The sequence below is a fragment of the Jiangella endophytica genome (genome assembly GCF_003427025.1).
In the GTDB taxonomy this organism is placed as follows: domain Bacteria; phylum Actinomycetota; class Actinomycetes; order Jiangellales; family Jiangellaceae; genus Jiangella; species Jiangella endophytica.
In genome coordinates this window covers 1-12,740 of the sequence record NZ_QVAI01000013.1, presented here as the reverse complement: position 1 = coordinate 12,740, position 12,740 = coordinate 1, and the positions used below count along the sequence as shown (strand labels likewise).

At 74.1% G+C, this 12,740-nt stretch carries 12 protein-coding genes; 5 read left to right on the top strand and 7 right to left on the bottom strand.

Annotation, left to right across the window (positions count from 1 at the left end; all coding sequences use genetic code 11):
• Nucleotides 1-11: 11 nt before the first annotated feature.
• The 4 genes from DZA62_RS23360 to DZA62_RS23345 form a co-directional block, all read right to left on the bottom strand.
• Nucleotides 12-647, bottom strand: a complete 636-nt coding sequence (locus DZA62_RS23360) for a PIG-L deacetylase family protein (RefSeq protein ID WP_157987854.1) — start codon at nt 645-647, stop codon at nt 12-14.
• Between the two features lie 312 nt (nt 648-959).
• Nucleotides 960-1,901: a universal stress protein gene (locus tag DZA62_RS23355; RefSeq protein ID WP_116951358.1), complete on the bottom strand. Its 942-nt coding sequence runs from the start codon at nt 1,899-1,901 to the stop codon at nt 960-962.
• Nucleotides 1,902-1,976: 75 nt separating this feature from the next.
• Nucleotides 1,977-2,594: a hypothetical protein gene (locus tag DZA62_RS23350; protein WP_116951357.1), complete on the bottom strand. Its 618-nt coding sequence runs from the start codon at nt 2,592-2,594 to the stop codon at nt 1,977-1,979.
• Nucleotides 2,591-2,863, bottom strand: coding sequence for a dsRBD fold-containing protein (locus DZA62_RS23345; RefSeq protein ID WP_116951356.1), 273 nt, complete (start codon nt 2,861-2,863; stop codon nt 2,591-2,593). The genes DZA62_RS23350 and DZA62_RS23345 overlap by 4 nt, the downstream gene beginning before the upstream one ends.
• A 153-nt stretch (nt 2,864-3,016) precedes the next feature.
• Between DZA62_RS23345 and DZA62_RS23340 the strand changes: the two genes are divergently transcribed.
• Nucleotides 3,017-3,892, top strand: coding sequence for a universal stress protein (locus tag DZA62_RS23340; protein ID WP_116951355.1), 876 nt, complete (start codon nt 3,017-3,019; stop codon nt 3,890-3,892).
• Nucleotides 3,893-3,909: 17 nt separating this feature from the next.
• On the opposite strand, the gene DZA62_RS23335 is transcribed toward DZA62_RS23340, so the two are convergent.
• Entirely contained in the window at nt 3,910-4,635 is a 726-nt protein-coding gene (locus DZA62_RS23335) for an SRPBCC family protein (protein WP_116951354.1), read from the bottom strand.
• Nucleotides 4,636-4,802: 167 nt separating this feature from the next.
• On the opposite strand from DZA62_RS23335, the gene DZA62_RS23330 reads away from it, so the two are divergent.
• The 3 genes from DZA62_RS23330 to DZA62_RS23320 are packed head-to-tail and all read left to right on the top strand — an operon-like array spanning nt 4,803 to nt 9,378.
• Nucleotides 4,803-5,726, top strand: a complete 924-nt coding sequence (locus DZA62_RS23330; protein ID WP_157987853.1) for a hypothetical protein — start codon at nt 4,803-4,805, stop codon at nt 5,724-5,726.
• Entirely contained in the window at nt 5,726-6,439 is a 714-nt protein-coding gene (locus DZA62_RS23325) for an ABC transporter ATP-binding protein (protein WP_116951352.1), read from the top strand. Before DZA62_RS23330 ends, DZA62_RS23325 begins: the two co-directional genes overlap by 1 nt.
• Before the next feature lie 5 nt (nt 6,440-6,444).
• Nucleotides 6,445-9,378, top strand: a complete 2,934-nt coding sequence (locus tag DZA62_RS23320; RefSeq protein ID WP_116951351.1) for an ABC transporter permease — start codon at nt 6,445-6,447, stop codon at nt 9,376-9,378.
• A gap of 81 nt (nt 9,379-9,459) precedes the next feature.
• Here the strand turns inward: DZA62_RS23320 and DZA62_RS23315 are convergent, their stop codons facing one another.
• Both DZA62_RS23315 and DZA62_RS23310 read right to left on the bottom strand, forming a co-directional pair.
• Nucleotides 9,460-9,885 carry an Hsp20/alpha crystallin family protein gene (locus tag DZA62_RS23315; protein ID WP_116951350.1) on the bottom strand — a complete coding sequence of 142 codons (426 nt, stop codon included), beginning with the start codon at nt 9,883-9,885 and terminating at the stop codon, nt 9,460-9,462.
• 21 nt (nt 9,886-9,906) lie between these two features.
• Nucleotides 9,907-12,318: a glycoside hydrolase family 65 protein gene (locus tag DZA62_RS23310; protein WP_198664098.1), complete on the bottom strand. Its 2,412-nt coding sequence runs from the start codon at nt 12,316-12,318 to the stop codon at nt 9,907-9,909.
• 120 nt (nt 12,319-12,438) lie between these two features.
• Between DZA62_RS23310 and DZA62_RS23305 the strand changes: the two genes are divergently transcribed.
• On the top strand, nt 12,439-12,651 hold the full coding sequence (locus DZA62_RS23305) for a DUF1918 domain-containing protein (protein ID WP_116951348.1): 213 nt from the start codon (nt 12,439-12,441) through the stop codon (nt 12,649-12,651).
• Nucleotides 12,652-12,740 lie beyond the last annotated feature (89 nt).

Below are 12,740 nucleotides of genomic sequence, written 5' to 3'. Positions count from 1 at the left end.
CCTGCGAGGCGTTACGGCGTCCCAGCCGGCCGGTTCGCGGGCGTGAGGAGCGGCTCGTCCCGGAGCACGACCAGCCGTTCGGCCGAGTCCTGGTTCCGCATCCAGCGGCTGCGCAGCGGGTCGTCCTCGGGCAGGCCGGTGTGGCAGGCGATGGCCGCGCGCTGCCGCTCGCGGTCGGCGTCGACCATCAGCTCCTGGCGGGCGGTCCCGGGCTCGGCCGGTCGCAGCGTCCAGGCGTACAGGACGGCGCCGGTGGCGGCCGCCGCGCGGTAGGCCGCGCGCATCGTCCGCACATGGTCGGGGTGGGCGTCGCGGCCGGTGGCGTCGACGACGAGCAGCGCGTCGGCGGCGGCCGCGGCCTGCTGGATCTCGGCGGCCAGTTCATCGGTCGTCGCGGCCCCGAGCATCCCGGGGGAGTGATCCAGCAGGACGACGTCCTCGGCGCCGAGCCGCCGTACGGCCCGGCCGAGGTCGCGGGCGCGGTCGATCCGCCGCCGCGGTGTCGGGTCGGGACGTCGCCCGTGCGTCAGGCACAGGAGGTGGACGGACGTCCCGGCGTCGGCGAAGGCGCCGATCACGCCGCCGAGCGCGAACGTCGCGTCGTACGGGTGGGCGCAGACGACGAGCAGCCGCCGCACCGCTGGCACTGGTCTGGCGTGGTGACCCATACCTCCAATGTCCACCCGGGACGGCCCCGGTCGTAGAGACCGAAGGCGGCGATGTCGGGACCTTCGGCCCGAAAGCCGGTCACCGGCGCCCGGACGCCCACCAGCCGGGTGATCCCGCCGGAGCCGACCCATCGCGGCGATGGTGTGTTTCGCGGCGCATCGGCCGCCATCCCCCAACGCTCCGGGGTTTGCCTCACCAGGCTGGTGGGCGTCAGTTTCACGATGCGCCCGTCGCGCGGGGTGCGGACAGGGCCTTCGGTCCCGGCCCGGGCGGGACCGAAGACACTCGTCCTACGAGGCGGAGCCGGCGGCCGGCCGGGTCCTGGCCCGCAGCGGCGGGCGCGCCCGGGAGGGGTGGACGACGGCGACGGGGCTGTGCGCCCGGTGCAGCAGGTGTTGCCCGACCGAGCCGAGCACCAGACCGGACACCCGGCCCCGCCCGCGGGACCCGACGACGACCAGCTGAGCCCGCGCGCTCGCGGCGGCCAGCTCGCCGGCCGCGTCGGCGCCGGACAGGTGTGACGTCACCGGAACGCCGGGATACCGGGAGGCGTAGTTCGCCAGCCGGGCGGCCAGCGTCGGCACCAGGCCGCCGAAGAACCTGCCGGGGTGGCGCGGCTCGCCGAGGCCGGGCGGGGCGGCATGGACGGCGGAGAGCGGCACCCGGCGCGCGGACGCCTCGCGGAAGGCGAAGTCGAGGACGCCGTCGGCGGCCCGGTCGTCCGTGATGCCCGCGACGACCGGCAGGTCGGTGGTGGACTCCGGCGGCGCGGTGCCGACGACGACCACCGGGCACCGCGCGTGGGCGGCCACCGTCGCGCTCACCGACCCCAGCGCGGCGGCCGCGAGCGGGCCGCGCCGGCGGGTGCCGACGACGAGCATGGCCGCATCGACGGAGTCCTCGATCAGTGCCGTCGCGGCGGAGCCGGGTGCCCGCCGTCCGGTGACGGTGCCGCGCCGCAGGTGCAGCCGCGCGAACGCGACCGCGCGGTCGAGGTCGTCGTACGGATGCCGGCGAGGCCGGGCGGGAACCAGGAACGTCTCGCCGTCGATCGCCGGCCGGTACGACACGTACCGCTGCAGCTCGGGCTCGTCGGCGACCAGCACGACGCGCAGCGGCGCCCGGCGCGCCCGAGCGGCCGTCACGGCCCAGTGCAGGGCGGCCTCGCTGTCCGGGTGGCCGCCGATACCGGCCACGATCGGCCTGGTGGTCGCTTCGAGCACGTTCGGCATCGTCGGCTCCGTTCTCCGGACGGCGCACCTCGCCGGCGCCGTCGCCACTCGCACCGTCCTGCGGCCGTGGACGCCTCAGACCGTCGCGGCCGGGAGGTCCTCGAGGACCCGCACCCGGGCGTAGGCCCAGTGCGGGCTGAACGGCGCCAGCGCCGAGCGGACCGCGGGCCGCAACTCTTCGCGGACCAGCACCGGAACCCGCCGCTCGAACGTCAGCGCGACGTCGAGGACATCGTGATCGGCGTTGATCCGGACGTAGCGCGGTGGCCGGAGCCCGTGCGGGCGCAGCACGTCGGCGACGGCCTGACGGACCCGGTGGTGCGCGGTACGCGAGGTCGGGAGGGTCACCTTCTCGACGGCGTCGACCACGCCGGCGGGGGAGCAGTGGGCGTCGGCGCGGGACCACGGGCCCTCGGGCGTGGGGTAGCCGCAGAGCACCTTCGGCACGTCGGCGACGACGCCGCACAGGAAGGGACGATCCCGGTCGGCCGGCGGATCCGGGCGTTCACGGACGTGCACCAGGACGTCGACCAGGTGGTCGGCGAGCGGGCACGTCCCGCCTGAGGCGAGTGCGCAGTGTGCGCCGCCGGCGCAGGTGTAGACCGTGTGCCCGGCGCGGCGCAGCCGGCCGAGCACGTCGACCGCGTCGCCGCCCGGGATGGTGCAGGACAACAGGATGCGCACCGGACTCACCGGCTCCTCAGATCGACCGATTCGTCGGTCAGGTACTCGATGTCGGCGGCGGCGACGTCCAGCAGGCGGTCGGCCAGGTGGTGCAGGGCACGGCCCACCGCGATCTCGTCACCGACCTCCGGCACGTCGACCTCGCCCGGCCTCAGGTGCGCACGGCCGGCGGCGCGCAGGCCGCTGGTCGCATGAGTGGTGAGCCGGGCATCGGCGAGGGTCTCGCCGTCGCGTTCACCGATGATGATGTCGACGGCCCAGTATCTGCGCGTCGCCATGACGTCCTCCTCAGCTGTGCTTCACCGTCGACGCTACGAAGCGGACGGGACAGGGCCCAGGGCCGAAGGCGTGCGCCTGGTGGGACCTTCGACCCGTCCGGCCGGGACGCCCTGCCCTGTGGGCGACCGGTGCGGGCGCGGTGAGCTGGGGTCATGACCGCCACCTCCGCACCCGTCGTCGTCGGGCTGGACGGATCGCCGAGCGCGCTGCTCGCGCTGGACTGGGCCGCCGAGGAGGCCCGGACGCGCGGGTGCGGGCTGACGCTGCTCTTCGCGCACCCCGGCGAGCGGCACGCACTCGCCGTCCTCGACACCGCGCCGGAGGAACTGGCCGACGACATCTTCGACGAGGCCCTGGACCGGCTGGCCGGGCGGGGCCACGGCGACCTGCCGGTGCGCACCGTGACGAGGTACGGCCTGGTGCCGCGGGTGCTGCTGCGCGCCGCACTGCGTGCGCCCATGCTGGTCGTCGGGCGGCAGGGACTGGGCCGCGTCGCGGAGCTGGTCATGGGGTCGACGTCGCTGGCCTGCGCCGCGCACACCCGGGTGCCGCTGACGATCGTCCCGGACACCTGGGAGGCCGGAGGCCGGCCGCACCGGCGACTGGTGCTCGGCGTGGACGGGTCCGAGCGCGGCCTGCCAGCGGTGGAGTACGCGTTCACGCTGGCCGCCGAGCGGCGGCTGCGCATCGTCGCCGTGTACGCGATGGAGTTGCCGTTGGGCTACCCGGCCGGGCGGCCGTTGACGCCGGAGCAGCCGCGCTACGAGGAGGCGGCGGCCCGCGTCTTCGCGACGGCGGTCGAGCCGTGGCGGGCCAAGTTCCCCGACGTGGACGTGACGACGGCGGTGGAGTACCAGCACCCCGCGTTCGCACTGCCCGAGTACGCGGCCGGCGCCGATCTCGCGGTCATCGGCGGACGTGGGCACGGGCGGATCACCGGCATGCTGCTCGGCTCGTCCGCCCGGAAGATCCTGCGGCGCATGCCGATCCCCGTCACCGTCGTCCGCGACACGCTCCCGCGGCGATGACCACCGCCGCTGTGCGCTCAGGTGAGCGCCCGGCGTCGCCGCTGGTCGTGCGCGAACTCGCTGCGCGCTCGGATCCCGAGCAGCATCCTGCGGGTCATCACCAGGACGACGGGGTCCATCAGTTCGCCGCCGATCCAGGCCAGCCGCCCGCTCAGGCCCGGCGTGCGCTTCGCCCGGCAGCGGACCAGCAGCCGGCAGCTGCCCGGCACGTCGTCGACGAGGACGAAGGCCCAGGTGGCGTTCCACGGGTGCACGGGCGGCCGCTGCCGCAGGACCAGCACCCGGCCGGGTTCGACGCGGGCGACCCGGAACACGTAGCCGTCCTGCATGCCCAGCGCGCCGGCCGGCGCGGCGCGCACCTGATCGCCGGCCTCGAGGTGCTGCCACTCGTCGCGGACGGTGTGCGCGCTGTGGATGTCGAGCCCGAAGAGGTTCTCCAGCCAGTCGTAGCTGTACCAGCCGCCGCGGTCCTGGCCGATCTGCACCAGCCAGCGCCAGACCTCCTCGCGGGGCGCGTTGACGGTGACCGCGCGGGTGGTGGCCGCGTCGGCATCGAAGATGAAGTCGTCGCCGGGGAGCCGGCGAAGGGTCTCGTCCTCCGTCGCGCCCCAGTTCCGCAGCCGCGCGCGTGCCGCGACGGCGGCCGTGGTGGACGCCATCAGCGCCGCGGCGGCCATCAGGGTCCGGCGACGCTCCTTGGCGCGCCGGGCGTCCACGACGCGTCCCTGCGGCTGAGCGGTCATGTACCGACGACACCACCCGCGGCCGTGGCGGGGCAGGGGCGAACGGCCCGGCCGATGCGGGCATGCGTCCCGCCCTTCGTCCCGGCCGGCCACGACGAACTCCTCTGCCGGTCCGGGCGGCGTGGGCGTGAACTGGAGGCGAAGCTCCACCGAAGGAGATGAGCCCGATGGCAGTGGCCGCCCGCCCAGCGGCCCGGTTCGAGCCGGGCATCTCGCGGTGGTCATGGCTGGTGACGCGGTTCCTGGCCATTCCGCACCACATGGTGCTCGTGCTCCGGGTCGTCGTCGCGTACGCCGCCCTCATGACCGACGAGCACCCGCCGGTCCGCCCCGGCACGGGGGAAGGAGAACCCGCCGGCCCCGACGCCGGCACGGTGCCGTCCGCCGAGCCGCCCTCTCCACCGCCGGCCCGGCCGAAGGGGGCCGCGCGGGTGGTCGCGCTGGTGCTCGGCTCGCTGATCGGGCTCGGTTCGCTCGGGCTGGTCGCGGCCGGTGTGGCCGGACTGGTGGTGGACCAGACCCAGCGCGACGCCGACGGCTACCTGTCCAGCGCCGCCGTGCACGTCGCGAGCCAGGAGTTCGCCGTCGTCGCCACCGGCCTGGACGTGGACACCGACGCCCCGGGCTGGCTGCAGGAAGAGGACATCGTCGGCCAGGTGCGGCTGCGCTATGACGCGGGCGCCGGCGACGTGTTCGTGGGCGTGGCCCCCGCGTCCGACGCGGGCGCCTATCTGGACGGCCTCGGGTACGACGAGATCACCCGGATCGAGGGCGACGACGCCGGCTACGCCGCTCATGCCGGCGGCGCGCCGGCGAGCGACCCGGCGGCGCAGGACTTCTGGACCGCCTCGGCCAGCGGCACCGGGCAGCAGACGCTGACCTTCCAGCCGCACGACGGTCAGTGGGTGGTCGTCGCGATGAACGCCGACGGCACCGCCGGGGTCGACCTGACCGCACGGGCGGCCGCCGAGCTGCCCGTCCTGCCGTGGGTGGCGCTGATCGCGATCGGCGCCGGCGGTCTCGGCCTGCTGGTCGCCGCACTGCTGGTCTACCTCGCCCTGCGGCGGGACCGTACACGAGTGGGTGCGTGATGGATACCGAGGAGAGCACACCGCTGCTGGTCGCGGAGTCGGTGACCAAGGTCTACCGCACCGGGTCGCAGGCGGTCGTGGCACTGGACGGGCTGAGCCTCACGGTGGGGCGCGGCGAGCTCGTCGCGGTCATGGGGCCGTCCGGCTCGGGCAAGACCACGCTGTTGAACTGCCTGTCCGGGCTCGACGACATCGACGGCGGCCGGGTGCTGGTCGAGGGCCGCGACCTCTTCGCGATGAGCGACCACGAGCGCACGGCACACCGGGCCCGCTCGATGGGCTTCGTGTTCCAGTCGTTCAACCTGATCCCCGTGCTCGACGCCGCGGAGAACGTCGAGCTGCCGTTGCTGCTGGCCGGCGTGCCCGCGCATGCGGCCCGCGAGCGCGCGCTGGCGATGCTGGCGAAGGTCGGCCTGGCCGGCCGGGCGGGGCACCGGCCGGCCGAACTGTCCGGCGGCGAGCAGCAGCGGGTGACCATCGCCCGCGCGCTGGTCGCCGAGCCGGCCGTCGTCTGGGCGGACGAGCCCACCGGCAACCTCGACAGCGCGATGGCCGCGCAGGTGATGGACCTGCTGCACCGCCTGAACGAGGAGGAGGCGCAGACGATCGTGTTGGTCACCCATGACGACGACATCGGGCGCTCGGCGCGCCGGCTGGTGACGATGCGCGACGGCCGGGTCATCGGCGACGAGGTTCGCTCGGCCGTGGGGTGAGGACGATGCTGGACCCGCTGACACTCGGCCTGATCGTCGCCGTGGCCGCGGTCCTGGCGTTCGTCGCCGTGCTGCTCGGCAAGGCGGTGCTGCGCCGCCTGGCCGGGCGGCAGCTGACCCGCCGCCCGGCCGAGACGATCCTCGTCGTCCTCGGGTCGGTGCTGGGGACCGCCCTGATCGTCGCCAGTCTCGCCGTCGGCGACTCGCTGGACCGCTCGGTCCGGCAGACCGCCTACGACGTGCTCGGCCCGGTCGACGAGTCGGTGCGCTCGGCGACGCTGGAGCAGGGCGACGAGGTGGCCCAGCGGCTCGCGCCACTGGCGTCGGACCCCCGCGTCGACGGCCTGCTGACGATCCGCGGCGACCAGGCCGCCGCCGTCCGGCAGGGCGCCGACGGCGTCGTCGCCGAGCCGCGCGTGCTGCTGTGGGAGGTCGACTTCGACGCGGCCGCCGGCTTCGGCGCGCCGGACGCGTCCGGCCTGGACGTCGCCGACCCGGGACCGGGCGGCGTCGTGATCAACGCGAACCTGGCCGGCCGCCTGGGCGCGGGCCCGGGCGACGAGCTGGTCTTCCATGCCTACGGGCAGCGGATCGGCGCGACCGTGACCCGGGTCGTTCCGGCGGAGGGCCTGGCCGGGCTCGGCCTGGGGGCGTCGGCCAACCAGGACGCGTTCGTGTCGCCCGGCGTGCTGACCGCCGCCGCGGCCGCGGGCGGCGTGCAGCCGACCACCACCAGCCTGGTGTCCAACGCCGGCGGGGTGGAATCGGGAGCGGAGCTCACCGATGAGGTCAGCGCGGCCATGGCGGACCGGCTCGGGCCGCTGACCGCGCGTGGAGCGTCGGTCGCGACGCCGAAACAGGACGTCCTGGACGCCGCCGCGGAGACCGGCGAGAGCCTGGGCTCGCTGTTCCTGTTCATCGGCAGCTTCTGCATCATCGCCGGGATCCTGCTGCTGGTGAACGTGTTCGTCATGCTCGCCGACGAGCGCCGCGGCCAGCTGGGCATCCTGCGGGCCATCGGCATGCGGCGCCGGCACGTGACCGGCGAGTTCGCCATCGAGGGCGCCGTCTACGCGCTGACCTCCGCCGTGCTCGGCGCGGCCTTCGGGGTCCTGCTCGGACGGGTCGTCGTCGCCATCGCGTTGCGCATCCTCAACAGCTACGACCAGGGCGGGAACCAGCTGCGGGTGGCGTTCGAGATCACCCCGGCCAGCCTGATCGGCGGGGCCGCGACGGGCTTCCTGTTCGCGTTCCTGGCGGTCGTCCTGACCAGCGTGCGGATCGCCCGGACGAACATCATCGCGGCGATCCGCGACCTGGAGCCGCCGGTGCGGCCGAAGACCCGTACGCGGCTGGTCGTGCTGTCGGCCGTCGCCACGGTGCTGCTCACCGCGGCCGCGATCCCGGCGGTGGTGGCCAGTGCGGCGACGCAGACCTACCTGCTGCCGACCCTGGCCGCCGTCGCCGCGGTGCCGATGCTGTCGCGGCTGATCGGGTCGCGGGCCGCGCTGACCGTCGTGGCGCTCGGCGTGCTGGCCTGGGGCCTGCTGGCCAATACCGTCCGGCCGGACATCTACGACGAGGCGAGCACCGCACCGTACGTCGTGCTCGGCTGCATGCTGTCCTTCGCCGCGGTGACGCTGGTGAGCCTGCACCAGCCGGTGCTGTTGCGGCCGTTCCGGCGCCTGGTCGAACGGCCGACCCAGCGCGGCCTGGCCACCCGGCTCGCGGTCGCGTACCCCACGGCGAAGCGGTTCCGCACCGGCGCCACGCTGGCGATGTACTCCGTCGTCGTCCTGGTCATCGTGCTGATGACGCAGATCATGACGGTCATCGACCGCAACATGGACCAGGCGGTCGCCGACGCGACGTCCGGCTGGTCGCTGCGGCTGGACTACAACCCGACGACGCCGATCGCGAACCTGGGCCAGGAGCTCACGACGGGACCGTTCGCCGGGCGGATCACCGACGCCGCGCCGCTGACGATCGCCGTCGCCGAGGGCGACGACCCGCGGCTCACGACCGATGTCCAGCTGCCTGTCGTGGCCGTCGGCGTGCCGGAGGACTTCACCTTCACCCCGCCCGTGCTCGACGCCAGGCTGGCGCGGCTGCCCAGCGACCGCGCGGCCTGGGACCTGGTGCGCCTGGACCCGGCGTACGTGCTCGTGGACACGCTCTACGGCTCCAGCGGCGGGCCGCCGGGGGAGCCCGTGGCGCCGGGCCAGGGCATCACGCTCACCGACCCGCGCACCGGACGCGAGGTCGAGCGCACCGTCGCCGGCGTCGTCCGGGACGGCAGCCCGTTCTACGGCGTGACGGGCGCCGACCTGCGGTTCCCGGTCTTCATGGGCATCGACTCCGTCGTCGACACCTTCGGGGTGGCCGCGACGCAGTCCAGCGCCATGCTCCGGACGGCTCCCGGGGTGGACGTCCCCTCCCTCGCCACGCAGCTGCAGGGTGTGCTCGTCGATCACGGTGTCGTGGCGACCGACCTCGGCGCGGCCGTCGAGCAGAGCTACGCCGCGAACAACCAGTTCTTCCGGCTCATGCAGGGCTACCTGGCACTGGGCCTGCTGGTCGGCATCACCAGCCTCGGCGTGATCATGGTGCGGGCGGTGCGGGAGCGCCGGCGGGCCATCGGCGTCCTCCGGGCGCTGGGCTTCCAGGCCCGGACCATCCGGACGGCGTTCCTGGCCGAGAGCGCGTTCATCGCGGTCGAGGGCGTGGTCATCGGCTCGGTGCTCGGCGTCGTCATCACCTGGCTGCTGTACCGCAACAGTGCCGCGTTCGAGACGATCAGCGGGCCGTACCCCATCGCGTGGGGGCAGATCCTGACCCTCGTGGCGGTCACGCTGGTCGCCTCGGCGGTGGCCACCCTGGCGCCCGCCCAGCGCGCCGCCCGGATCCGGCCGGCCGTGGCCGTGCGCGTCCGCGACTGAACCCGGCCGAGCACGCGTGTGCCCGCCCGAACGGGAGAGGGGCAGGCACACGGATGCTGCGTGCTCAACGGGTCGTGGCGGTCATCCTCTCGTGATGGGAACGATGCGGGACTCGGACGGCTGATCCGCGATCGGGACGGTGATCTCCAGGATCCCCGCCTCGTAGCGAGCCGTCGCCCTGGTGCTGTCGGCGTTCTTGGGTAGGACGGCGCTGCGGTGGAACCGGCCGTAGCGGAACTCGGACCGGTCGGACTCCTCACGGTTGTCCGTGCGTTCGGCGTTGATCGTCAGCTCGTCGTCGGTGATCTCGATCGAGATGTCCATCTCCGGAACCATGCCGGGCAGCTCCGCCCGGACGACGTACTCGTCGTCGTCCAGGTGCTCCTCCAGCCGGAACGGCCGCAGGCCGGGCGGGCCGGGCCAGGCGAACATGCTGGGCAGGTCCTCGACCCATTCGAGCAGGTCGGGAACCGCGCGGCGGAGGTCGTGCCGTGGGGTGTGGCTCATCTGCTCACCTCCTCTCCGTGCTCATGTCTCCAGTCCACCTCCGCCCGCCGGTCGCGGCGAGAGGCGATGGTCCCGAAGCCGCCGTCCGATCACCCGTGGGCTCGCGACGGTGAGGTGGTGGCGGTCGCCCCGCACGACGACGTCCAGCGGCTCGCCGCCGACCAGACGGTACGTCTCGCCCTCGTGCGTGAGGACGACCTCGAGCTGCCGGTCGCGGAAGCGCAGCGGCAGCCGCAGCCGGGTCCAGCCGGCGGGCAGGCGCGGGTCGAACGACAGTTCGCCGCCCCGGTCGCGCAGTCCGGCGAACCCGTAGGCCAGCGCCATCCAGACGCCGGCCGCCGCGGCGATGTGCACGCCGTCGGCGACGTTGCCCTCGACGTCGCCGAGGTCCATGAACAGCGCATAGCGGAAGTAGTCGAGCGCGGCCCGCTCCTCGCCGATCTCCGCCGCGACGATCGACTGGACGCAGGCCGACAGTGACGAGTCGCCGGTGGTGAGGCGCTCGTAGTACGCGAAGTTGCGCCGCTTCTGCTCGGTGGTGAACCCGTCGCTCAGCAGGAACATCGCGAGCACCACGTCGGCCTGCTTGGCCACCTGGCGCCGGTAGATCACCAGCGGGTGGTAATGCAGCAGCAGCGGGAACCGGTCGCGCGGGGTCGCGTCGAGGTCCCACGTCTCACGGCGCAGGAACCCCGCGTCCTGCGGATGGATGCCGCGGGCCTCGTCGTACGGGACGGCCATCGCGGTCGCGGCCCGCCGCCAGACCTCGGGCTCCTCCGGCCGCAGCCCGACGGCGTCGGCCAGTGCCGCGTACGCGTCCGGGTCGTCGCTGTGTAGCCGGGCCACGACGGCCGCCGCGTCGCGCAGGTTCTCGCGGGCCATCAGGTTGGTGTAGGTGTTGTCGTCCACCATGGTCGTGTACTCGTCCGGACCGGTCACGCCGTGGATGTGGAACCGGTCGTCGTCGCCGTGGAAGCCCAGGTCGGCCCACATGCGCGCGGTCTCGACCAGGAGCTCCGCGCCGGCCTCGACGAGGAAGCCCGGATCGCCGCGGACGTCGACGTAGCGGCGCACGGCGTAGGCGATGTCGGCGTTGAGGTGGAACTGGGCCGTGCCCGCCTCGTAGTACGCCGACGCCTCCTCGCCGTTGATCGTCCGCCACGGGAAGGCCGCGCCCGTCAGATCCAGCTCCGCGGCCCGGCGGCGGGCCTGCGCCAGCATGTCGTGCCGGAACCGCAGCAGGTTGCGGGCGATGCGCGGCCGCGTGTAGCAGAGGAACGGCAGCACGTACATCTCCGTGTCCCAGAAGTAGTGCCCCTCGTAGGCCGGCGACGTCAGCCCTTTGGCGGGGACGCCACTGCCCTCGGCCCGCCACGTGGCCTGCGCGACCTGGAACAGGTTCCACCGCACGGCCTGCTGCAGCCCCGCCGAGCCGTCGCGGTCCTCGACCTGCACGTCGGCCCGCTCCCAGAACCGGTCGAGCGCCGCCCGCTGCAGCGTGCGGAGCTCGGCGAAGCCGTCCCGGACGGCGCGGTCCAGGGTCCGCGCGCAGCGGTCGGCCAGCTCCGCGGTGTCCGCGGATCGGGAGCCGTGGTAACTGACGTACTTGGTGACGCGGATCGGGGTGCCGGGCCGGGCGTCCACGCGGACGACCAGCTCGGCGAGGTCGGGCTCGACGCGGCTGGTCACCTCGGGTCCGTCGCCGGCCTCGATCCGGTGGTCCACGCCGACGCCCAGCGTCATGCCGCTGTCCGCCGTGCGGTAGCCGAGGACGAACCGGCCGCCGTCGAGGCGCCGGGTGCGCAGGTCGAGCACCCGGTGCGGGATCGCGGTGCCGAGGCGGGGGTCGGCCGTCCGCTCCGGCGTGCGGGTGGCAGGGCTGTCCTGGTGGTTGACCAGCAGCGAGCGGACCACCACGGGCGCCGCGTGGTCGAGCACCGTCACCTCGTAGTCGATCGCCATGAGGTGGCGGTGGTGCAGGGACACCAGCCGGGTCGAGCGGACCCGGACGTGCTTGCCGGACGGTGTCGACCAGAGCAGCTCCCGCGTGAGCGTCCCGGCCCTCAGGTCCAGCACGCGACGGTACTCGCGGACGCGGGTCACCGGCAGCAGCAACGGCTCGTCGTCGACGAACAGCGCCAGCGTCGTCGGATCGGGCACGGTGACGATCGTCTGGCCGGTCCGGGCCAGGCCGTAGGCGTTCTCGGCGTGCGTGATCGGCCACGTCTCGTGGAAGCCGTTGACGAACGTGCCGGGCGAGAACACCGGCCGGCCCTCGTCCTGCGTGCCTCGAACACCCAGGTACCCGTTGGAGAGCGCGAACACCGTCTCGGCCCGCGCGACGTGGCGCGGATCGAAGCGGGCCTCCACGAGCCGCCACGGGTCGCGGGGGTAGTCCCGCTCGGGCAGCTCGACGAGTGCACGCCGGAGCATGCCTGGACGGTAGCGGCCGGCCCGGTCGCCCGGCAGGGCCAAGGGACCCCGGCGGTGGGACGTTCGACCCTGCTCCACCGGCCGAGCGGGCGGGAGCCTGGGAAGGAGGAGGTGGGTCTCATGCATGCGGAAGTCGGCGATCTGCTGGTCGTCCAGGGACCCGTGCTCGACGAACACGGTCGCGAGGGCGAGATCATCGAGGTACGCGGCGCCGGCGGCGCTCCGCCCTACGTCGTGCGCTGGTCCGGCAGCGGCGTCGTGACCCTGGTCTTTCCCGGACCCGACGCCGTCGTCCACCATCGGCGGGAGCATCACGCCGAGGCGGACTCCTGAGGGTCGTCTCCCACCGCTTCGCGCGACGTGCCGAGCCGTCGGTCCTTTGGGCGGATGACCAAGGTCCCGGCCCTGGGCGACGTTGGGCA

Excerpts from the sequence above, each read along its gene's own strand:
- DZA62_RS23305 (WP_116951348.1), top strand. The coding sequence starts at position 12,439 with ATGCATGCGGAAGTCGGCGATCTGCTGGTCGTCCAGGGACCCGTGCTC.
- DZA62_RS23345 (WP_116951356.1), bottom strand. The coding sequence starts at position 2,863 with ATGGCGACGCGCAGATACTGGGCCGTCGACATCATCATCGGTGAACGC.
- DZA62_RS23325 (WP_116951352.1), top strand. The coding sequence starts at position 5,726 with ATGGATACCGAGGAGAGCACACCGCTGCTGGTCGCGGAGTCGGTGACC.
- DZA62_RS23320 (WP_116951351.1), top strand. The coding sequence starts at position 6,445 with ATGCTGGACCCGCTGACACTCGGCCTGATCGTCGCCGTGGCCGCGGTC.
- DZA62_RS23310 (WP_198664098.1), bottom strand. The coding sequence starts at position 12,318 with ATGCTCCGGCGTGCACTCGTCGAGCTGCCCGAGCGGGACTACCCCCGC.
- DZA62_RS23340 (WP_116951355.1), top strand. The coding sequence starts at position 3,017 with ATGACCGCCACCTCCGCACCCGTCGTCGTCGGGCTGGACGGATCGCCG.
- DZA62_RS23330 (WP_157987853.1), top strand. The coding sequence starts at position 4,803 with ATGGCAGTGGCCGCCCGCCCAGCGGCCCGGTTCGAGCCGGGCATCTCG.
- DZA62_RS23355 (WP_116951358.1), bottom strand. The coding sequence starts at position 1,901 with ATGCCGAACGTGCTCGAAGCGACCACCAGGCCGATCGTGGCCGGTATC.
- DZA62_RS23315 (WP_116951350.1), bottom strand. The coding sequence starts at position 9,885 with ATGAGCCACACCCCACGGCACGACCTCCGCCGCGCGGTTCCCGACCTG.
- DZA62_RS23335 (WP_116951354.1), bottom strand. The coding sequence starts at position 4,635 with ATGACCGCTCAGCCGCAGGGACGCGTCGTGGACGCCCGGCGCGCCAAG.